Here is a 20,233-nt window from a genome sequence, read left to right on the forward strand (position 1 = left end):
TGCGGCACCCGGCGGTCAACAATTGCCTGCCCGTGCCCTGCGTGGCCCGTTTGCCTGATCCATAGACCTCCCAATCAAGAAAGACCCCCATGCTGCGAGTAGCCGTACCCAACAAGGGCTCCCTGTCCGAAGCCGCCTCCGCCATGCTGTCCGAAGCGGGCTACCGCCAGCGCCGCGACACCCGCGAGCTGGTCATGATGGACCCGGACAACGACATCGAGTTCTTCTTCCTCCGCCCGCGAGACATCGCCGTGTATGTCGGACGCGGAACCCTCGACGTCGGCATCACCGGCCGCGACCTGCTGCTGGACGCCGAGGTGGAGGCCGAGGAACTGCTGCCCCTGGGCTTCGCCGCGTCCACGTTCCGCTTCGCCGGACCCGTGGGTGACTTCGCCGCAGCAGAAGAGCTGGAAGGCAAGCGCCTCGCCACCAGCTACGACGGGCTGCTCCGCGGCTACCTCGCCGAGCGGGGCATCAACGCCAAGGTAGTCCGGCTTGACGGCGCCGTGGAGTCTTCCGTGCGCCTCGGCGTAGCGGACGCCATCGCCGACGTCGTGGAAACGGGCAACACCCTCAAGGCTGCCGGGATGGAAATCTTCGGCGAGCCGATCCTCAAGTCAGAAGCTGTCCTGATCCGCCGCACCGGCGATGGCGGGGCCGCGAACGGCACCGTCAAGGAGATTGAAGTCCTGATCCGCCGCCTGCAGGGTGTCCTCGTGGCGCGCCAGTACGTGCTGATGGACTACGACATCCGCAAGGAACTCGTGGAACAGGCTGCCGCGCTGACTCCCGGCCTGGAATCACCCACCGTCTCACCGCTGCGCGACTCCGACTGGGTGGCCGTTCGGTCCATGGTTCCGAAGAAGGAAACCAACCGGATCATGGATGAGCTCTACGACCTCGGCGCCCGCGCCATCCTGGTCAGCAGCATCCACGCCTGCCGTATCTGAGCGTCCCGCCCGGTTCACGCCCCGCCGCAGAATCCACCCGAGAATTCCAGGAGTCCCCATGGCTGTAGCTGTACGAGTCATCCCCTGCCTCGATGTCGACGCCGGGCGCGTTGTGAAGGGCATCAACTTCGAGGGGCTCCGCGACGCCGGGGATCCGGTTGAGCTGGCCCACCGCTACGACACTGCGGGCGCCGACGAACTGACGTTCCTGGATGTCACGGCGTCCTCAGGCAACCGCGAAACCACCTTCGACGTGGTCCGCCGCACGGCCGAGGAAGTCTTCATCCCGCTGACCGTGGGCGGCGGTGTCCGCGGCGTCGCGGAGGTGGACAAGCTCCTGCGTTTCGGCGCGGACAAGGCATCCATCAACACGGCTGCTGTTGCCCGGCCTGACGTCATCAACGAAATCAGCAGGCACTTCGGTTCGCAGGTGCTGGTCCTGTCCGTGGACGCCCGCCGGACCCGCCCCGGGTCCCAGCCCACGCCGTCGGGGTTTGAAGTGACCACCCACGGTGGTCGCACGGGCACCGGGATCGACGCCATCGAGTGGGCCAGGGAAGCCGCCGACCGCGGCATCGGCGAAATTCTGCTCAACTCCATCGACGCGGACGGCACCAAGGACGGCTTCGACCTGGAGCTGATCCGCCTGGTCCGGGCCGCGGTGAAAGTGCCGATCATCGCCTCCGGCGGCGCCGGGGAACCGGCTCACTTCCCGCCGGCCGTCGCCGCAGGAGCGGACGCCGTGCTGGCCGCGTCGATCTTCCACTGGGGACCGGACAACATGATGTCCCAGGTGAAGCAGGCCATCCGCGACGCAGGTTTCGAAGTCCGCTGAGTGGGATTTCGACAGGCTCGATCACCGATTCCGGTGGTTGAGCTTGTCGAAGCCTAGAGGCCGACTTCTGCCGACTGGAGCAGGGCGACGGCGTCCGGCTGGCCTTCGAAGGTGACCAGGGCGTGGCGGGTCCGGCCGTGGGCGTGCATCAGCAGTTCGCCCGGCTCACCCACGATCGCCACCGAAACCGGTGCCCGCTTGGCGACGTGCCGCGGCCCGGACGGGCGCACCAGCACAATGCCAAGGTCGACGCCACGGTAAAGGATGGCCGCCCGCTTGATCAGTTCGTCCCAGAGGGCGTCCGAGTAGGCCTCATCGAGGGCGCGCGGCGCCCAGCGGTCCACAGCCCGGCGGATGTCCTCGGTGTGGACGAAATATTCGATCAGGTTGGAGCTCTCGTCCAAGGCCTTGATGTTCATGGGGGAGAGAGCCGGCGGGCCACCCCGGAACGTGTTCACGAGGCCGGTGTAGTCGTCGGCGGTTTTCAGCTTCGCCGCAAGTTTGGCGGTGGCCTTGTCCGAAGCCTTGGACAGGCGCTTGATGATGAGGCCAAGCCCGACGGCAGCCTTGCGTTCGCGCAGGTAAAGGTGCGCGGCAAGGTCCCTGGTGCGCCAGCCTCTGCAGAGGGTGGGGGCATCAGGGCCGGCCGCCAGCAGGGTTTCGGCCAGGACTTCTCGGGACGGTTCGACGAAATGCATCACTTGTGAAACTAGCACGAGAGCAGGGAAGTTGGGCAGCAGAACCGCCAGCCGATAGGTGCCCTTGTTCACACGCTGTTTGTATGCCCGTTGGTGCATATTCGGGGCCGCTGATGAGGCACTAGACTTGGTCTGATGTCTGAGCAGCCCGCCTCCGCCCCCGTAATAGTCCCGGCCCCCACCGCAAGCCCGCTTCCGCACGCTGTTGCGGCCGCGTTGAAGCGCGACGGCGCCGGGCTGGTTGCCGCGGTGGTCCAGCAGTTCGACACCCACGAAGTGCTGATGCTGGGCTGGATGGACGATGAAGCCCTGCACCGCACCATGACCAGCGGCCGGGTCACCTTCTACTCCCGTTCCCGCCAGGAATACTGGCGCAAGGGGGACACCTCCGGCCACGTCCAGTGGGTCAAGTCGGTTGCCTTGGACTGCGACGGCGATGCACTCCTGATCCGCGTGGACCAGGTCGGCGCGGCGTGCCACACCGGCACCCGGACCTGCTTCGACGGCAGGGACCTGGATGTCCAGACCGGCGAGGCACTCTGACCCACGGACCTTGGGCGGAAGACCTGCCCGCAGACACACACTTTTGGCAGCATAAGACTGGCGCCGTTCCACACCCGGCGACATTCACGAGGCGACACACAAGAACAGGCGGCGAAGCATAGCCATGCAGGACCTTGGAATCATCAGCCCGGGCCTCGAGGAGTTCCGCGAACTCGCCGGCAGCAGCCGGGTCATCCCCGTCACGCTCAAAGTGCTGGCGGACGCGGAGACCCCTATCGGCCTCTACCGGAAGCTGGCCCAGGGCCAGCCCGGCACGTTCCTGATGGAGTCTGCGGCGGTGGGCGGCACGTGGTCGCGGTATTCCTTCATCGGCGCGAAGTCCCGGGCAACCCTGACCACGAAGGACGGCCAGGCGCACTGGCTGGGCCAGCCCCCTGCCGGAGTGCCCCTGGACGGCAATCCCGTGGATGCCATCCGCGACACCATCGAAGCACTGCGGACCAGCAGGTTTGACGGACTGCCGCCGTTCACCTCCGGCCTCGTCGGCTTCCTGGGCTGGGAGACGGTCCGCCACTGGGAACGGCTGACCAGCCCGCCGGAGGATGACCTCCACCTGCCCGAGATGGCGCTGAATCTGGTGACGGACATGGCCGTGCACGACAACCATGACGGCACGGTGCTGCTGATCGCCAACGCCATCAACTTCGATGGCAGCTCCGACCGCGTGGACGAGGCCTGGGAAGATGCCGTGGCCCGGGTCAAGGCCCTCCTGACCACGGTCAGCACACCAGTGGCCCAGCCGGTTTCCGTGCTGGAACCCGCCGCCCTGGATTTCGCCTCCAGCGTCGAGGAACGGTGGGACGAACCCTCCTACTTGGCCGCGCTGGATCGCGGCAAGGAAGCCATTGTGGATGGCGAAGTTTTCCAGGTGGTGATTTCACGCCGCTTCGAAATGGAGTGCGGAGCCTCGCCCCTTGACGTGTACCGCGTCCTGCGCAACACCAACCCCAGCCCGTACATGTACATCTTCAGCCTCGAGGACGCCGACGGCCGGGAGTACTCGATCGTTGGGTCCTCGCCCGAGGCCCTGGTGACAGTGACCGGTGAGGAAGTCATCACCCACCCCATCGCCGGTTCACGGCCCCGCGGCAAAACGGTGGAGGGAGACAAAGCCCTCGCCGAGGAGCTGCTGGCCGACCAGAAGGAACGCGCCGAACACCTGATGCTCGTGGACCTCTCCCGCAACGATCTGTCCAAGGTCTGCGTGGCGGGAACCGTGGACGTCACGCAGTTCATGGAGGTGGAGCGGTTCAGCCACATCATGCACCTGGTCTCCACCGTGGTGGGCAAGCTATCCCCGGACGCCAGCGCCTACGACGTCCTGAAGGCGACCTTCCCCGCGGGCACCCTGTCCGGTGCCCCGAAGCCCCGGGCTCTGCGCCTGCTGGACGAGCTTGAACCCCACCGCCGCGGCATCTACGGCGGCGTGGTGGGTTACCTCGACTTTGCCGGCGACATGGACATGGCCATTGCCATCCGCTCGGCCCTTCTCCGTGGAGGCCGCGCCTACGTCCAGGCCGGGGGAGGCATCGTGGCGGACTCGGTGAACCCCACAGAAGCCTTGGAGACTGTGAACAAGGCGGCCGCTCCGCTCCGGGCCGTACACACGGCCGGATCGCTACACAACATCGCGGCGGAATCGCTCCCCGGCACCTCTCACATCAGCGACGCCGGCACCGCCGGGGAAAGCCAGGTCGCCGAATGACGGCGGCCTGGGCCAGGAAGTCCACGCTGGTGCTGCTGATCGCTGTCCTTGCGTTGGCGGTCTTCGGGACCACCACCCAGACCTGGATCACAGTCACCCTGGACGCCAACCAGGTGGGCCAGGCGGCGGGGGACCAGAACACCCTTCCGGTCCAGGGCAGCAAGGCCGCCACCGCGGTGACGGCCCTGGCCGTCGTGGCCCTGGCGGGCGGACTGGCAGCGTCCATCGCAGGAAAGTTCGCGCGGTGGGTCATCACCGCCCTCATCATGTTGGCCTCCGTCGGCATCATTGCCGCGGCCGCCACGGTGCTGGCTGACCCGCTGGGGGCCGCGCAGGGCTCCATCGCCGCTGCCACCGGGGTCACCGGCGGGAACGCGGAAGTGGCTGTTACCGTCTTCCCGGTCCTCGCCGTCGTCGCCGGTGCCTTGCTGGCGCTGGCCGCGTTGCTCATCATCCCCGCTGGCCGGCACTGGAAGTCGCGGACCAAATATGACGCAGCCACATACGGGGGGCCCGCCGGCAGTACGGCGGCCGCCACCGGTCCTGTGGACGAGATCGACAGCTGGGACCGGCTCTCGCGCGGCGACGATCCCACCTGAACCCCCGCTCGAAGCCAAACCCGAGCAGCCCGCTAAAACCTGAGCCCGGTCTGCCGATGGGCAGGTCACGGCCAAAAAATGGCAGAATGTAAGCAGTATTCATCCCGAGGAGATTCACATGAGCAAAGCACCCGCTTCCGTATCGAAATCAGGCACCCGGACCGTTGCCCCCGGCGTCGTTGACCACAGCCAGGAACTTGGCCACGGCAACAGCCCCGCGGCCTGGACCTGCGTGATCGTTATGCTGGTCGGCGCCCTCATCGCGTCCATCGCCTTTGTCATCGCCAACACCCCCATCTTCATCGCCGGCGCAGCCGTGATGGTCCTCGGCCTGATCCTTGGCTACGTCATGCGCAAGGCGGGCTACGGCGTCGAAGGCAGCAAGCTGAAGAGCTCCGGCCACTGATGGCGACTGTTCTCGACGACATCAATGCCGGTGTCTGGGAGGATATGGAGGCCAGGAAGCGTCTCGTTTCGCTCGCGGAACTGAAGGACCTGGCGGCGGCCGCGGCACCCGCGCGGGATGCCTGGTCGGCCCTCGGCGGCACCGCGGTGCAGCGGGACCAGCTGAAGGTCATCGCGGAAATCAAGCGGCGCAGCCCGTCCAAGGGCGACCTCGCCAGCATCGTGGATCCGGCAGCGCTGGCAGAGCAGTATGCCGACGGCGGCGCAGCCGTGATCAGCGTACTCACCGAACATCGGCGCTTCAACGGCTCCCTCGCGGACCTGGACGCCGTCCGTGCCCGCGTGGACGTTCCGCTGCTCCGCAAGGATTTCACGCTCGACGAGTACCAGATCTGGGAGGCCCGCGCCCACGGCGCGGACCTGATCCTGCTCATCGTGGCGTCGCTCTCCGACAGCCAACTCCGGGAGTTCAGCGCGCTCAGCCGCGAACTCGGCATGAACGTGCTTGTGGAGACGCACACGGAAGAGGAAATCGAACGTGCAGTGGCGGCTGAGGCGCGCATCATCGGCGTTAACGTGCGCAACCTGAAGACGCTCGACGTCGACCGTTCAGTTTTCGCCTCCCTCGCCGGACTGATTCCGGCCCAAGCCCTGGTCATCGCCGAATCCGGTGTGCGCGGCGTGGACGACGTGACGCATTACGCCGCCAACGGCGCCAACGCCATCCTGGTGGGCGAGGCCCTGGTCAGCGACGCAACGCCGCGTGACCGGATCGCCGAATTCACGGCGGCCGGCGCTGCCGCCATCGCCGCCCGGGCCTAGTCCGGGCACCCGCCGGGCCTGGCGCCGGCGGCACAACACTTCCGAACGACCAACTTGAACAGGACGGGACTGATGGCTGAATCCTCAGACAACGCTGACAACAACGCTGCGGACGCTTTCCTGCAGGGCGGCTCGCTGAAGCACGCCCCGGGGCCATACTTCGGCGGCTATGGCGGGCGCTGGATGCCTGAATCGCTGATCGCCGCCCTGGACGAGCTCGAAGACACCTTTGAAAAGGCCAAGGCAGATCCCGAATTCCTGGCCCAGCTCTCCGACCTGAACAAGAACTACTCCGGCCGTCCCTCGCTGCTGACCGAAGCCAAGCGGTTCTCCGAGCACGCCGGCGGCGCCCGGATTTTCCTCAAGCGCGAGGACCTCAACCACACCGGATCCCACAAGATCAACAACGTCCTGGGCCAGGCCCTGCTGGCCAAGCGCATGGGCAAAACCCGCGTGATCGCCGAGACGGGCGCCGGGCAGCACGGCGTTGCCAGCGCCACCGCGGCCGCGCTCCTCGGCCTGGAATGCGTTGTCTACATGGGCGCCGAAGACTGCCGCCGGCAGGCACTGAATGTCGCCCGGATGCAGCTGCTCGGCGCCACTGTGGTGCCCGTGGTGAATGGTTCCCAGACCCTCAAGGACGCCATCAACGACGCCCTCCGGGACTGGGTCAGCAACGTCGACAACACGCACTACCTGTTGGGCACCGCTGCCGGGGCGCACCCGTTCCCGGCCATGGTCCGCTTCTTCCACGAGGTCATCGGCGAGGAAGCCCGCGCCCAGATCCTGGAGCAGACCGGCAAACTGCCCGACGCCGTCTGCGCCTGCATCGGCGGCGGTTCGAACGCGATCGGCATCTTCCACGGATTCCTGGATGATCCGTCCGTGAAGATCTACGGCTTTGAAGCCGGCGGCGACGGCGTGGAAACCGGCCGGCACGCAGCCACCATCACCCTCGGCAAGCCGGGCGTCCTGCACGGCGCACGTTCCTACCTCATGCAGGACGACGACGGGCAGACCATCGAGTCGCACTCGATTTCCGCAGGCCTGGACTACCCGGGCGTAGGCCCGGAGCACGCCTACCTGGCCGACATCGGACGCGTCAGCTACGAACCCATCACCGACAGCGAAGCAATGGACGCGTTCAAGCTGCTGTGCCGGACAGAAGGCATCATCCCCGCCATCGAGTCCTCACACGCCCTCGCGGGTGCCATCAAGGTTGGGAAGCGCCTCACCGAAGGCACCACTGACCCGTCCGAAACGGTGATCATCGTGAACCTTTCCGGCCGTGGCGACAAGGACGTTGAGACCGCCGCGGAATGGTTTGACATGCTTGACGAGGAGGGCAAGGTCAAGGGCACCAACCTGTCCACGCGCAAGCCCAAGGGCCCTGCCGACAGAGCAGAAACTGAAGCCGTTCCCGCCACAGCTGCCCCTGCCACCAAGGCCGCGGACAACAACGAGGACCAGAACTGATGACTGAACAGACGGCCAGCAAGTCCGCCGCCGCCATCGACCGTGCGCGGGACGCCGGGCGCTCAGCGCTCGTGTGCTACCTGCCTGCCGGGTACCCGGACGTCCAGGCCACCATCGACGCCGGCATTGCCATGGCGAAGAACGGTGCCGACCTGATCGAAATCGGCATTCCCTACTCGGATCCGGTTATGGACGGCCCGGTCATCCAGGCAGCCACCACCGAGGCGATCGCCAACGGATTCCGGGTCGAGAGCGTCTTTGACGTTGTCGCCGGCATCACGGCAGCCACCGATGTGGCCGTGCTGGTGATGACCTACTGGAACCCCGTGGTCCGGATGGGTGTGGACGAGTTCTCGCGCCGGCTGGCCGAGGCCGGGGGAGCAGGGCTCATTACGCCTGACCTCATCCCGGACGAAGCATCGGAATGGTTCGCCGCCTCGGACAAGTACGGACTGGACCGCGTGTTCCTCGTGGCGCCGTCCTCCACCCCGGAGCGCCTGGCCATGACGGTCAAGGCAAGCCGCGGCTTTGTGTATGCCGTCTCCATCATGGGCGTGACGGGGACCCGCCAGGCCGTCAGCAGCAGCGCGGAGAAGCTCGTGGCCGACACGCACGCCGCCGGCGCCGAACGTGTGTGCGTGGGACTCGGTGTCTCCAACGCCAGCCACGTCCGCGAGATCGCAGCATACGCAGACGGTGTCATCGTTGGCACCGCGCTTGTTGCCGCCATCCGTGACGGGGGAGTCCCCGCCGTCGCCGACCTCACCCGGGACCTGAGCGCCGGACTCGTCAGGGAAGAAGCCTAACCACCATGCAGATCCTCCTTCAGGCCGCCGCCCTGGTGCCGGCCAGCATCCCCAGCCCGGACTGGTCCGGCTTCGACATCCCGCTGCCGTGGGGGACTCTGCGGATCCATGCCTATGCCCTGTGCATCCTCGCCGGGATCGTCGTGAGCCTTTGGCTCACGTCCGTCAGGTGGGCCCGCCGCGGCGCGCCCGAAGGCAGCGTCTGGGACATCGTCATCTGGGCGATTCCCTTCGGCATCATCGGCGGCCGGCTCTACCACGTGGTTTCGTCCCCGGACGCCTACTTCGGGCCCGGCTTCGACGGGACCGGGGACCTGTGGCTCATCCCGCAGATCCAGCGTGGCGGACTGGGCATCTGGGGTGCCGTGGTTCTGGGCGTCCTGGGCGCCTGGATCGGCTGCCGCCGATCCGGTGTGAAACTCACCGCCTTCCTGGACGCCGCGGCGCCCGGACTGCTGCTGGCGCAGGCCGTTGGCCGCTGGGGCAACTACTTCAACCAGGAGCTCTTCGGCGGGCCCACCACCCTGCCTTGGGGCCTGCAGATTGATGCGGACAACCCCAACTTCCCGGCCGGCATGCCGGTGGATACGCTCTTCCACCCCACGTTCCTGTATGAGTCGCTCTGGAACATCGCCGGCGTGCTCATCCTGCTGGCCCTGGACCGCCGATTCCACTTCCGCCGCGCCCGGCTCTTCTGGCTCTACGCCATGTATTACACGCCGGGCCGGGTCTGGATCGAAGCAATGCGGATCGACGACGCCGAACAGATCAACCTGTTCGGGATCACCACCAGGCTCAACGTCTGGACCAGCATCTTTGTCTTTGTGGCAGCACTCATCGTGTTCGTCCTCCTGGGATTGAAGGGCCGCCCGGAACCGGACACTCCCTTCCTGGCGGGCCGCGAGCCGGCAGCAGTCGAGGACGTGGACGCTGCGGGGGAGGAAGAGGCGCCGGTCCGAGATGCGGACACTTCTGTCTCGGATAGTGAATCGCGTGATAATCTCCCACATAACCAAAATGGTGCCCGGATCCCTTCCACCCCAACGGAAGAGGAACCGGCAGTCCGGGACAGCGACAAGCCTGTACCGGAGTCGCCGGTAGCCGGAAGTTCCCGCCACAAGGCAACGGAATCCGCGCCGGAGGCTGGCACGAACAAGTAGGACGCCAGCACGGCAGGGTAGCAGAGTCAACACTCGGAGCGCCCACACACCACAGCGTCGTGGCAACAGGGCCCATCCGTTCAGCAGACAGCAGCTGGCCGGTCAAGCCCGGGTCGGGGGTCTGCGTAACTGTTCATTCAGCAGGCCGGTCTGGCCTACAATTTCCTGTAAATAACACTTTGTTGTGCCCATCACAGAGGCGCTGACGAGTGGGGCCAACGGTGTCCCTCCCATACGCACGATCAGGAGGAAGGACGTCTCCCATGAGCCAAACTCTTCACACTCCCAGCTGGTCCGAACCGGACCAGCCTGAGGCTGCCATGTCGCCGTTCAAGCGCTTTGCCGCGCTGCCCGAGGCCCGGGGTCTATACAACCCAGAGAACGAAAAAGACGCCTGCGGGCTGGCGATCATCGCAACGCTCCGCGGCGAGCCCGGCTACGACATTGTCGACGCCGCGCTGACCGCGCTCCGCAACCTGGAGCACCGTGGAGCGGTGGGTGCCGACGAGGGAACAGGTGACGGTGCCGGCCTGCTCATGCAGATCCCGGACGAGTTCTTCCGCGCCGTCACAGAATTCGAACTCCCCGCACCGGGCCAGTTCATAGCCGGTACCGCCTTCCTCCCTGCCGAGCAGCGCGAAGCGGACGCCGCCAAGGCCGGCATTGAAGGCCTTGCCGCCGATGAAGGCCTGACCGTGCTCGGCTGGCGCGAAGTGCCCATCGTCGCAGACCTTGTGGGCGCCATGGCCCGCGCCTGCATGCCCTACTTCTCACAGCCCTTCCTTGCCTCGGCAACCGGCGAGGAACTGGACCGCAACGAGCTCGACTCACGCGCCTGGCGGATCCGCAAGCGTGCCCAGAACAAGTTCGGCGTGTACTTCCCGTCGCTGTCCTCGCGCACCATCGTCTACAAGGGCATGCTCACCACGGCCCAGCTGGAGCCGTTCTACCCCGATCTCTCGGACAAGCGTTTCAAGACCAAGCTGGCGATCGTCCACTCGCGCTTCTCCACCAACACGTTCCCGTCCTGGCCGCTGGCCCAGCCGTTCCGCACCATCGCCCACAACGGTGAAATCAATACCGTCAAGGGCAACCGGAACTGGATGCGCGCCCGCCAGTCCCAGCTCGCCAACCCGCTGCTGGGTGACTCCCCGGAAGAGCTGTACCCCATCTGCACGCCCGGTGCGTCAGACTCCGCGTCCTTCGACGAAGTCGCCGAGCTGCTCTGGCTCTCCGGCCGCCCCATCACGCACTCGATCATGATGATGATCCCCGAGGCCTGGGAAAACCACGCCACCATGGATCCGGCACGGCGGGCGTTCTACGAATACCATTCCCTGCTCATGGAACCGTGGGACGGCCCCGCGGCCGTCTCCTTCACCGACGGCAACCTCGTCGGCGCCACCCTGGACCGCAACGGCCTGCGCCCCGGACGCTACTGGATCACCGAAGACGGGCTGATCATCTTCGCCTCCGAGGTGGGCGTTATCGACGTCGAACCCTCCAAGGTGGTCAAGAAGGGCCGGGTTTCCCCGGGCAAGATGTTCCTGGTGGACACCGAGGCCGGCCGCATCATCGACGACGAAGAGGTCAAGGCCGAGGTCGCTGCCGCGAACCCTTGGGCCGAGTGGGTCAAGGACAACCTGATTGACCTCAAGGACCTCCCCGAGCGCGAGCACGTGGTCCACACCGCCGCGTCCGTGAACATCCGCCAGCGGACCTTCGGGTACACCACCGAGGAGCTCAAGATCCTGCTCGGCCCGATGGCCCGCACCGGCGCCGAGCCGCTGGGTGCCATGGGTTCGGACACCCCGATCGCAGTGCTGTCCAAGCGTCCCCGGCTGCTGTTCGACTACTTTGTGCAGTCCTTCGCGCAGGTCACCAACCCGCCGCTGGATGCCATCCGTGAAGAGCTGGTCACGTCGCTGACGTGCGCCATCGGCCCGAACGGCAACCTGCTGGACACCAAGCAGGTCCGCCAGCCGCAGGTCATGTTGCCGTTCCCCGTGATCAACAACGACCAGCTCGCCAAGATCGCCAACATCGAAACGCCCGACGGCGACCGCGTGGCCATGAAGGTCCGCGGCCTCTACCGCCCCGAAGGCGGCGAGAACGCCCTGCGTGCCCGGCTCACCGAGATCTGCGAGCAGGTGTCCGGCGCGATCAACCGCGGCGTGCAGTACGTTGTGCTGTCCGACCGTGACTCGAACGCGCAGTGGGCCCCGATTCCGTCGCTGCTCCTGGTCAGCGCCGTGCACCACCACCTGCTGCGCAGCGCCAACCGCACCAAGACCGCCCTGGTGGTCGAGGCCGGCGACGTCCGCGAGACGCACCACGTGGCTGTCCTGATCGGCTACGGGGCCTCCGCCGTGAACCCGTACCTGGCCATGGAATCCGTGGAGCAGCTCATCACCGCCGGTGACGTTGTGGGGGTCACCCCGCAGGACGGCGTCTACAACCTGATCAAGGGCCTTGGTAAGGGCGTCCTGAAGATCATGTCCAAGATGGGCATCTCCACTGTTGCGTCCTACACCGGTGCGCAGACGTTCGAGGCCCTGGGCCTCGGACAGGAACTGGTGGACGAGTTCTTCGCCGGCACGCATTCCCAGCTGGGCGGCGTGGGCCTGGACGTTATCGCCGCCGAAGTTTCGGCGCGGCACCAGATGGCCTACCCCGAAGGCGGCATCGAACTGCCGCACCGCCCGCTCCTGGGCGGCGGCGAATACCAGTGGCGCCGCGACGGCGAGCCGCACCTGTTCAACCCGGAGACCGTCTTCCGCCTCCAGCACGCCACGCGTGAGCGCCGCTATGACATTTTCAAGGCCTACACCAAGGGCGTGGATGACCAGTCCGAGAACCTGATGACCCTGCGCGGGCTGCTCAAGTTCAAGAACGACCGTCCTGCTGTTCCGTTGGAGGAAGTGGAGCCCGTCTCCAGCGTTGTGAAGCGCTTCTCCACCGGCGCCATGAGCTACGGTTCCATCTCCAAGGAAGCCCACGAGACGCTCGCCATCGCCATGAACCAGTTGGGCGGCAAGTCCAACACCGGTGAAGGCGGCGAGGACGTGGACCGCCTGCTGGACCCGAAGCGCCGCTCTGCCGTCAAGCAGATCGCGTCCGGGCGGTTCGGCGTCACCAGCCTGTACCTGACCAACGCGGATGACATCCAGATCAAGATGGCGCAGGGTGCCAAGCCCGGCGAAGGCGGCCAGCTGATGGCGCAGAAGGTGTACCCCTGGGTTGCCCGGACGCGCCACTCGACGCCCGGCGTCGGCCTGATTTCGCCGCCCCCGCACCACGACATCTACTCCATCGAGGACCTCGCGCAGCTCATCTACGATGCGAAGCGCGCCAACCCCTCGGCCCGGATACACGTCAAGCTCGTCTCCGAAGTGGGGATCGGCACTGTGGCGTCGGGTGTCACCAAAGCGAAGGCCGACGTCGTACTGGTCTCCGGCCACGACGGCGGAACCGGCGCGTCCCCGCTTAACTCGCTCAAGCACGCGGGTGTGCCGTGGGAGCTCGGGCTCGCTGAGACGCAGCAGACGCTGATGCTCAACGGCCTGCGCGACCGTGTGGTGGTCCAGGTGGACGGCCAGCTCAAGACCGGCCGCGATGTTGTTATTGCCGCGCTGCTCGGCGGCGAGGAGTTCGGTTTCGCCACCGCCCCGCTGGTGGTGGAAGGCTGCATCATGATGCGCGTCTGCCACCTGGATACCTGTCCCGTGGGCGTCGCAACGCAGAACCCCGAGCTGCGGGCCCGCTTCACCGGCAAGCCCGAATTTGTGGTCAACTTCTTCGAATTCTTGGCCGAGGAAGTCCGCGAGATCCTCGCGGAACTGGGCTTCCGGAGCATCGAAGAGGCGATCGGCCACGCCGAGGTGCTGGATGCCCGCGAAGCGATCAACCACTGGAAGGCCGACGGCCTGGACCTGGACCCGATCCTGCACGGGCTCGAGTTCGACGACGACGCTCCGCTGCGCAACATGACCTCGCAGAACCACGAGCTGGACAAGCACTTCGACCAGCGGCTGATCACCATGGCCACGGAGGCGCTGACTGACCGCAGCCCGGTGAAGATCGCGGTGGACGTGATCAACACGGACCGCTCGGTGGGCACCATGCTGGGCCACACGGTGACCAAGACGTTCAGCACGGACGTGCTGGCGCCGGACACCATCGACATCACGCTGACCGGTACCGCGGGACAGTCGCTGGGCGCCTTCCTGCCCGCCGGCATCACGCTGCGCCTCTTCGGTGACTCGAACGACTACGTGGGCAAGGGCCTTTCCGGCGGGCGGATCATCGTCCGGCCGGACCGCACCAATGTGTTCAAGGCCGAAAGCAACGTCATTGCCGGCAATGTGATCGGCTACGGCGCCACCAGCGGCGAGATGTTCCTGCGCGGCCAGGTGGGCGAACGCTTCATGGTCCGCAACTCCGGGGCCACCGCAGTTGTTGAAGGCATCGGAGACCACGGCTGCGAGTACATGACCGGGGGGCAGACGCTGATCATCGGCCGCACCGGACGCAACTTCGGCGCCGGCATGTCCGGCGGCACCGCCTATGTGCTGGACCTGCAGACCACGCAGGTCAACAAGGACGCCCTGCAGTCCGGCGAACTCCAGCTCGTTGAACTCGACGCCGAAGACCGGGACATTGTCCACGGCCTGCTGGTGAAGCATGTCGAGGAAACGGAATCTCTGCATGCAGCCCGGCTGCTGGAGAACTTCGACGACACCGCTGCCCGCATTACCAAAGTGCTGCCGCGCGATTACGCGGCAGTCCTGCAAACCCGACTGGACGCCATCGAAGAGGGCCTCGACCCCGATGGCGAAGAAGTATGGGCTCGAATCCTGGAGGTAACCGGTGGCTGACCCACGCGGATTTCTTAAAGTACGCCAGCGTGAAACCCAGCCGCGCCGTCCCGTTCCCGTCCGCATCATGGACTGGAAGGAAGTCTATGAGGCCCAGGAAAAGGGTGTCCTGAAGGCCCAGGCCGGCCGCTGCATGGACTGCGGCGTGCCGTTCTGCCACCAAGGCTGCCCGCTGGGCAACCTGATCCCCGAGTGGAATGACCTCACCTGGCGGGACAAGGGCGAGGAAGCGATTGAGCGGCTGCACGCCACCAACAACTTCCCCGAGTGGACCGGCCGGCTTTGCCCGGCGCCGTGCGAGGCGTCCTGTGTGCTGGGGATCAACCAGCCCGCGGTCACCATCAAGCAGGTTGAAGTCTCCATCATCGACGAAGCTTGGGACAGCGGCTGGGTCAACCCGCTGCCTCCGACGCGCCTGACCGGCAAGACCGTTGCCGTCGTCGGCTCCGGCCCTGCCGGCCTGGCCGTGGCGCAGCAGCTGACGCGGGTTGGCCACACTGTGGCGGTGTACGAGCGTGACGACAAGATCGGCGGGCTCCTCCGCTACGGCATCCCCGACTTCAAGATGGAGAAGGAGCAGGTGGACCGCCGCATCGAGCAGATGAAGACGGAAGGCACCCGCTTCCGCACCGGCGTCGCAGTGGGCACCGACGTGACGTGGGAGCAGCTGCGCCGCCGGTATGACGCCGTTGTGATTGCCACCGGCGCCACCGTGCCGCGTGACCTGCCCATCCCGGGCCGTGACTTTGACGGCGTGCACTTTGCCATGGATTACCTCGTGCCGGCCAACCGTGTTGTCGCGGGGGAGACGGTGGAGAACCAGATCCACGCCAAGGGCAAGCACGTGGTGATCCTGGGCGGCGGCGATACCGGTGCTGACTGCCTCGGTACTGCACACCGCCATGGAGCCGCATCCGTGACCACCCTGGCCATCGGCAAACAGCCGCCGGCGGAACGTGCCGGGCACCAGCCGTGGCCCACGTTCCCCACCCTGTTCGAAATGGCCAGCGCCCACGAGGAAGGCGGCGAGCGTACGTACCTTGCCTCCACCGTGGAGTTTGTCGGCGAGAACGGCAAGCTCACCGGCGTCAAGGTTGCCGAAACGGAATTCGTGGACGGCAAGCGCCTCCCGAAGGCCGGCACCGAACGGATCATCCCGGCGGACCTGGTCTTCCTGTCGCTGGGCTTCACCGGAGCCGAGCCTGCGGGCATCACCGAGCAGGTCAGCGCCGAATTCGACGGGCGCGGCAACGTGACCCGCGACGGCTACTACATGACCAACACGGAGGGCATCTTTGTGGCCGGTGACGCCGGCCGCGGGCAGTCGCTCATTGTGTGGGCCATCGCTGAAGGCCGGGCGTGTGCCGCCGCCGTGGACAAGTTCCTCATGGGCAGCACCATCCTGCCTGCGCCGGTGGCTCCGACGGACCGGGCCATCGCGGTTCTCTGACACCAGTCAGTTCGCCGCAGATTCACCTCCACAACAACTTAACCAATGCAGGACACTACTAGGGTAGGTATATGAGACGCGCTAAGATTGTGGCCACTTTTGGCCCGGCAATTGCCAGCTTTGAGAACACCCTCGCGGTGTTGGAAGCCGGTGTGGATGTTGCCCGGATGAACATGAGTCACGGTGACTACTCCGTGCACGACAACACGTACGAGAATGTCCGCAAGGCAGCAGCCCAGCTGAGCAAGCCTGTGGCGATCATGGCTGACCTGCAGGGCCCCAAGATCCGTCTTGGCCGCTTTGTGGACGGCCCCCACGCACTGGCCGAGGGTGACATCTTCACGATCACCACCGCGGACGTTCCGGGCACCAAGGACATCTGCTCCACCACGCTGAAGAGCCTCACCGAGGACGTCAACGTGGGCGATGCCCTGTTGATCGACGACGGCAAGGTGGCCCTGCGTGCGATCGAGGTCGACGACGTCAAGGTCGTTACCGAGGTTACGGTCGGCGGGATGGTGTCCAACAACAAGGGCATCAACCTTCCCGGCGTTGCGGTCAACGTGCCGGCGCTGAGCGAAAAGGACGAGGACGATCTCCGCTGGGCCATGCGCCGCGGCGTCGACATGGTTGCACTCTCGTTCGTGCGTGACGCCTCCGATATCACCCGCGTGCACGAGATCATGGACGAAGAAGGCCGCCGTGTGCCGGTCATCGCCAAGATCGAAAAGCCGCAGGCAGTGGACCAGCTGCACGAAATCATCGACGCCTTCGACGCCATCATGGTGGCCCGTGGCGACCTCGGTGTGGAACTTCCGCTGGAGGAAGTGCCGATCGTGCAGAAGCGCGCCATCGAACTGGCACGCCGCTGGGCGAAGCCGGTCATTGTGGCCACGCAGGTCCTCGAATCTATGATCGACAACCCGCGCCCCACCCGTGCGGAGGCCTCCGACTGCGCCAACGCCGTTCTCGACGGTGCAGACGCCGTTATGCTTTCCGGCGAGACCAGCGTGGGCAAGTACCCGATCGAGACCGTCAAGGTCATGGCAAGGATCATTGAATCCACTGAGGTCCACGGCCTGGAACGAGTTCCGCCGCTGGGCACCAAGCCCAAGACCCGTGGTGGCGCAATCACTCGCGCCGCCGTCGAAATCGCCGACCAGCTGGATGCAAAGTACATCTGTACATTCACCCAGTCCGGCGACTCCGCGCGCCGCCTGTCGCGTCTGCGCCCCATCAGGCCGGTATTCGCGTTCACTCCTTTGGAGCACGTGTGGAACCAGCTGGCGCTGACCTGGGGCATCCAGCCGGTGCTGGTTCCCATGGTGGGCCATACCGACGAGATGACCGCGCAGGTTGACCGCAGCCTGCTGGAATTGAAAGTGGTGGACGACGGCGACCTGGTGGTCATAGCCGCCGGTTCGCCTCCCGGAAAGGCCGGTTCCACGAACATGCTGAAGGTTCACCGGGTCGGAGACCTGGGCGACGCCGGCAGCCTAGGCGGCGAAGCTGGTGCACCCAGGGAAAAGCTCGGTCCCTGGCCGACGACATAGCAACCTAAAAGGAAGGACCCCTGCCGGTTGGCAGGGGTCCTTTTCTTTTGTCTCCGGGCGTCCGTGATTGAGCTTGTCCGGTGATTGAGCTTGTCGAAATCCCCGGTGTCGCCTGTTGTGCTAGTTGACCTGGTTGATGATGGTTTCGGCAACCTCGCGCATGCTGAGGCGGCGGTCCATGGAGGTCTTCTGGATCCAGCGGAAAGCCTCCGGCTCCGTCAGGCCCATCTTGGTGGTCAGCAGGCTCTTGGCGCGCTCGACGAGCTTGCGGGTGGCGAACTGCTCCTGCAGGTCCGACACTTCGCTTTCGAGAGCCTTGATTTCCTCGTGGCGGGAGAGCGCAATTTCCAGGGCCGGGATGAGGTCGGCCGGGGTGAAGGGCTTGACCACGTAGGCCATGGCGCCGGCGTCGCGGGCACGCTCCACGAGTTCCTTCTGGCTGAAAGCCGTCAAAAGGACTACGGGGGCGATGCGGGCCTTGACGATCTTCTCGGCTGCGGTGATGCCATCCATAATCGGCATCTTGACGTCCATCAGGACGAGGTCCGGCTTGAGTTCCTCGGCGAGCTGCACGGCCTTCTCGCCGTTGTCTGCTTCGCCCACCACGTCATAGCCTTCGCCGCGCAGGATCTCGATGATGTCGAGTCGGATGAGGGTTTCATCCTCGGCCACAATGACGCGGCGCGCCGGCTGGGACGTGGGTTTTGACTCCGTTTGTTCAGTCACGGGATCTCCTTGGAAAGGTACGGCGGGAACATCACCATCTTAGGTGCGCCCGCGGCCGTAGTTTGATCTGCATGGTCTATTGCGGCGTCAGCGGCGCGATTCTGGAATTCAGCCTATCTGCATGTAGAGTAATTCCGCGTACGTGAAGCGATCGCGTTGCTCACAATCAGCTGTGGGCGTACCGGTTTGCACAGCGTATTCCGCGCCCGAGTGGCGGAATTGGCAGACGCGTCGCACTCAAAATGCGGTATCGAAAGGTGTGTGGGTTCGAGTCCCACCTCGGGCACAGTGTTTCCACAGGTCAGCGGCCTGTTTTGCCGTTGGCTGTTGACAAATCCGCCCAAAGTGTTGACATCGGCGTACCGTTTTGTATGTGGCCAGCATTCGAAAACGCACCAAAAAGGACGGCACATCGTCCTATATGGTGTTGTGGCGGGATCCGGAGAGCCGCGAGCAGCAGGGCCTGACAGTTGCCACTCTCGTCGAAGCTGAAACCCTGAAGAGGCTTCTCGACGCCAACGGACAATCCTTCGAGATTGCACAGCATGCCATCCTCTCCAACGAGAAGCGCACACCCACCGTTGCTGAAGTCATCCAGGAGCACATCGACCTGCTGATCCGTCCCTCGAGCGGAACCACCAAGACATACCAAACCATGCTGGACCTTCACGTCCGAAACGTCATCGGGCACGTCCCCGTGGACAAGCTGGATTACCGTCTGATCGCGTACTGGGTGAAGTCGATGATGGCCAAGGGCAAGGCGCCGAAGACCATCCACAACGTGCATGGTCTGATCTCAGCCGCTATGAATACGGCGGAGATGCTCGGCTACATTACGCGCAACCCGTGCCGCGGTGTGCAGCTTCCCGGCATTGAGAAGGCCGAAGACGAGGCGATGTTCCTCACCCATGCCGAGTTCAGCCTCATCATGGAGGGGATGGGGGAGCGCTACAAGGCGTTCACCAACTTCCTGGTGATGACGGGTACCCGCTTTGGGGAGGCCACCGCGCTGACCGTGGCGGACGTGGACCTGCTCTCCAAGCCACCGACTGCCCGGATCAACAAGGCATGGAAACGGGACGGCCAGAACCAGTTCTACGTTGGAGCTACGAAGACAGGTGCCGGCAAACGCACCATAGGGCTGAACCCCGCACTGGTGGAGCTGCTGATTCCCCTGGTCGCAAGCAGGCCAGGAAAAGAACTCGTGTTCACGACGCCCAAGGGCGATCGGATCATTCACAAGCTGTACTGGCACCACTACTGGGTTCCTGCCGTTCACACGGCCCAGACGATAGGGCTGACGAAAAATCCACGGATACACGATCTCCGCCACACCCACGCGTCGTGGCTGATCCAGGACGGCGTACCGATGTTCACTATCTCGCGCCGGCTGGGGCATGCCTCTACAAGGACTACTGAGCAGGTGTACGGGCACTTGATGCCGGAGGCGCTTCAGGCCGGGGCTGACGCTACGGAGCGGTCCATAACGGCTTTCCTGCGCTAGCGAAGGTGCTGGCCAGCGCGGAGCCCGCTGGATGTGTGCCGCAGGGAGCGTTTCGCCTGTCTCGTGCGTCCGGTCATGTCGATTAGTCTCCACTCGTCCATGA

At 65.4% G+C, this 20,233-nt stretch carries 16 protein-coding genes and 1 tRNA gene; 15 read left to right on the forward strand and 2 right to left on the reverse strand.

Features of this window, described 5'->3' with window-relative positions:
- Positions 1-89 precede the first annotated feature (89 nt).
- Positions 90-950, forward strand: a complete 861-nt coding sequence (hisG, locus tag CXR02_RS10785) for an ATP phosphoribosyltransferase (RefSeq protein ID WP_104061999.1) — start codon at positions 90-92, stop codon at positions 948-950.
- Positions 951-1,008: 58 nt separating this feature from the next.
- Entirely contained in the window at positions 1,009-1,785 is a 777-nt protein-coding gene (gene hisF, locus CXR02_RS10790; RefSeq protein WP_104062000.1) for an imidazole glycerol phosphate synthase subunit HisF, read from the forward strand.
- A 53-nt stretch (positions 1,786-1,838) separates the two neighbouring features.
- Here the strand turns inward: hisF and CXR02_RS10795 are convergent, their stop codons facing one another.
- A complete protein-coding gene (locus CXR02_RS10795; RefSeq protein WP_058932697.1) occupies positions 1,839-2,483 on the reverse strand; it encodes a TIGR03085 family metal-binding protein in 645 nt (214 codons plus the stop codon).
- A gap of 135 nt (positions 2,484-2,618) precedes the next feature.
- On the opposite strand from CXR02_RS10795, the gene hisI reads away from it, so the two are divergent.
- The 11 genes from hisI to pyk all read left to right on the forward strand — a co-directional run bounded on the left by hisI (position 2,619) and on the right by pyk (position 17,900).
- The gene (gene hisI / locus CXR02_RS10800) at positions 2,619-3,026 is read left to right on the forward strand and encodes a phosphoribosyl-AMP cyclohydrolase (RefSeq protein WP_104062001.1); all 408 of its coding nucleotides are present in this window, start codon (positions 2,619-2,621) and stop codon (positions 3,024-3,026) included.
- A 124-nt stretch (positions 3,027-3,150) separates the two neighbouring features.
- A complete protein-coding gene (locus CXR02_RS10805) occupies positions 3,151-4,752 on the forward strand; it encodes an anthranilate synthase component I (RefSeq protein WP_104062002.1) in 1,602 nt (533 codons plus the stop codon).
- Positions 4,749-5,351: a Trp biosynthesis-associated membrane protein gene (locus tag CXR02_RS10810; protein ID WP_104062003.1), complete on the forward strand. Its 603-nt coding sequence runs from the start codon at positions 4,749-4,751 to the stop codon at positions 5,349-5,351. Before CXR02_RS10805 ends, CXR02_RS10810 begins: the two co-directional genes overlap by 4 nt.
- Before the next feature lie 118 nt (positions 5,352-5,469).
- On the forward strand, positions 5,470-5,757 hold the full coding sequence (locus CXR02_RS10815) for an HGxxPAAW family protein (RefSeq protein ID WP_104062004.1): 288 nt from the start codon (positions 5,470-5,472) through the stop codon (positions 5,755-5,757).
- On the forward strand, positions 5,757-6,578 hold the full coding sequence (gene trpC / locus CXR02_RS10820) for an indole-3-glycerol phosphate synthase TrpC (RefSeq protein WP_104062005.1): 822 nt from the start codon (positions 5,757-5,759) through the stop codon (positions 6,576-6,578). The genes CXR02_RS10815 and trpC overlap by 1 nt, the downstream gene beginning before the upstream one ends.
- 72 nt (positions 6,579-6,650) lie before the next feature.
- Positions 6,651-8,054, forward strand: a complete 1,404-nt coding sequence (gene trpB, locus CXR02_RS10825) for a tryptophan synthase subunit beta (protein WP_258060907.1) — start codon at positions 6,651-6,653, stop codon at positions 8,052-8,054.
- The gene (trpA, locus tag CXR02_RS10830) at positions 8,054-8,860 is read left to right on the forward strand and encodes a tryptophan synthase subunit alpha (RefSeq protein WP_056345641.1); all 807 of its coding nucleotides are present in this window, start codon (positions 8,054-8,056) and stop codon (positions 8,858-8,860) included. Before trpB ends, trpA begins: the two co-directional genes overlap by 1 nt.
- A gap of 5 nt (positions 8,861-8,865) precedes the next feature.
- The gene (gene lgt, locus CXR02_RS10835; protein ID WP_104062006.1) at positions 8,866-10,020 is read left to right on the forward strand and encodes a prolipoprotein diacylglyceryl transferase; all 1,155 of its coding nucleotides are present in this window, start codon (positions 8,866-8,868) and stop codon (positions 10,018-10,020) included.
- Positions 10,021-10,283: 263 nt separating this feature from the next.
- Entirely contained in the window at positions 10,284-14,897 is a 4,614-nt protein-coding gene (gltB, locus tag CXR02_RS10840) for a glutamate synthase large subunit (protein WP_104062007.1), read from the forward strand.
- Entirely contained in the window at positions 14,890-16,347 is a 1,458-nt protein-coding gene (locus CXR02_RS10845) for a glutamate synthase subunit beta (RefSeq protein ID WP_104062008.1), read from the forward strand. The genes gltB and CXR02_RS10845 overlap by 8 nt, the downstream gene beginning before the upstream one ends.
- A 71-nt stretch (positions 16,348-16,418) precedes the next feature.
- Positions 16,419-17,900, forward strand: a complete 1,482-nt coding sequence (gene pyk / locus CXR02_RS10850; protein WP_104062009.1) for a pyruvate kinase — start codon at positions 16,419-16,421, stop codon at positions 17,898-17,900.
- A 120-nt stretch (positions 17,901-18,020) separates the two neighbouring features.
- Here the strand turns inward: pyk and CXR02_RS10855 are convergent, their stop codons facing one another.
- A complete protein-coding gene (locus CXR02_RS10855; RefSeq protein WP_056345656.1) occupies positions 18,021-18,626 on the reverse strand; it encodes an ANTAR domain-containing response regulator in 606 nt (201 codons plus the stop codon).
- A 204-nt stretch (positions 18,627-18,830) separates the two neighbouring features.
- Between CXR02_RS10855 and CXR02_RS10860 the strand changes: the two genes are divergently transcribed.
- A tRNA-Leu gene (locus tag CXR02_RS10860) sits at positions 18,831-18,912 on the forward strand.
- An 87-nt stretch (positions 18,913-18,999) separates the two neighbouring features.
- On the forward strand, positions 19,000-20,130 hold the full coding sequence (locus CXR02_RS10865; RefSeq protein WP_104062081.1) for a site-specific integrase: 1,131 nt from the start codon (positions 19,000-19,002) through the stop codon (positions 20,128-20,130).
- Positions 20,131-20,233: the final 103 nt, after the last annotated feature.

This window comes from Arthrobacter sp. 4R501, assembly GCF_002929755.1.
In the GTDB taxonomy this organism is placed as follows: Bacteria; Actinomycetota; Actinomycetes; order Actinomycetales; family Micrococcaceae; genus Arthrobacter.

Bases quoted from the DNA above. Each gene is read 5' to 3' on its own strand.
- hisI (WP_104062001.1), top strand. From the start codon at position 2,619: ATGTCTGAGCAGCCCGCCTCCGCCCCCGTAATAGTCCCGGCCCCCACC.
- gltB (WP_104062007.1), top strand. From the start codon at position 10,284: ATGAGCCAAACTCTTCACACTCCCAGCTGGTCCGAACCGGACCAGCCT.
- lgt (WP_104062006.1), top strand. From the start codon at position 8,866: ATGCAGATCCTCCTTCAGGCCGCCGCCCTGGTGCCGGCCAGCATCCCC.
- trpA (WP_056345641.1), top strand. From the start codon at position 8,054: ATGACTGAACAGACGGCCAGCAAGTCCGCCGCCGCCATCGACCGTGCG.
- CXR02_RS10805 (WP_104062002.1), top strand. From the start codon at position 3,151: ATGCAGGACCTTGGAATCATCAGCCCGGGCCTCGAGGAGTTCCGCGAA.
- CXR02_RS10810 (WP_104062003.1), top strand. From the start codon at position 4,749: ATGACGGCGGCCTGGGCCAGGAAGTCCACGCTGGTGCTGCTGATCGCT.
- hisG (WP_104061999.1), top strand. From the start codon at position 90: ATGCTGCGAGTAGCCGTACCCAACAAGGGCTCCCTGTCCGAAGCCGCC.
- pyk (WP_104062009.1), top strand. From the start codon at position 16,419: ATGAGACGCGCTAAGATTGTGGCCACTTTTGGCCCGGCAATTGCCAGC.
- trpC (WP_104062005.1), top strand. From the start codon at position 5,757: ATGGCGACTGTTCTCGACGACATCAATGCCGGTGTCTGGGAGGATATG.
- trpB (WP_258060907.1), top strand. From the start codon at position 6,651: ATGGCTGAATCCTCAGACAACGCTGACAACAACGCTGCGGACGCTTTC.
- hisF (WP_104062000.1), top strand. From the start codon at position 1,009: ATGGCTGTAGCTGTACGAGTCATCCCCTGCCTCGATGTCGACGCCGGG.
- CXR02_RS10815 (WP_104062004.1), top strand. From the start codon at position 5,470: ATGAGCAAAGCACCCGCTTCCGTATCGAAATCAGGCACCCGGACCGTT.
- CXR02_RS10795 (WP_058932697.1), bottom strand. From the start codon at position 2,483: ATGCATTTCGTCGAACCGTCCCGAGAAGTCCTGGCCGAAACCCTGCTG.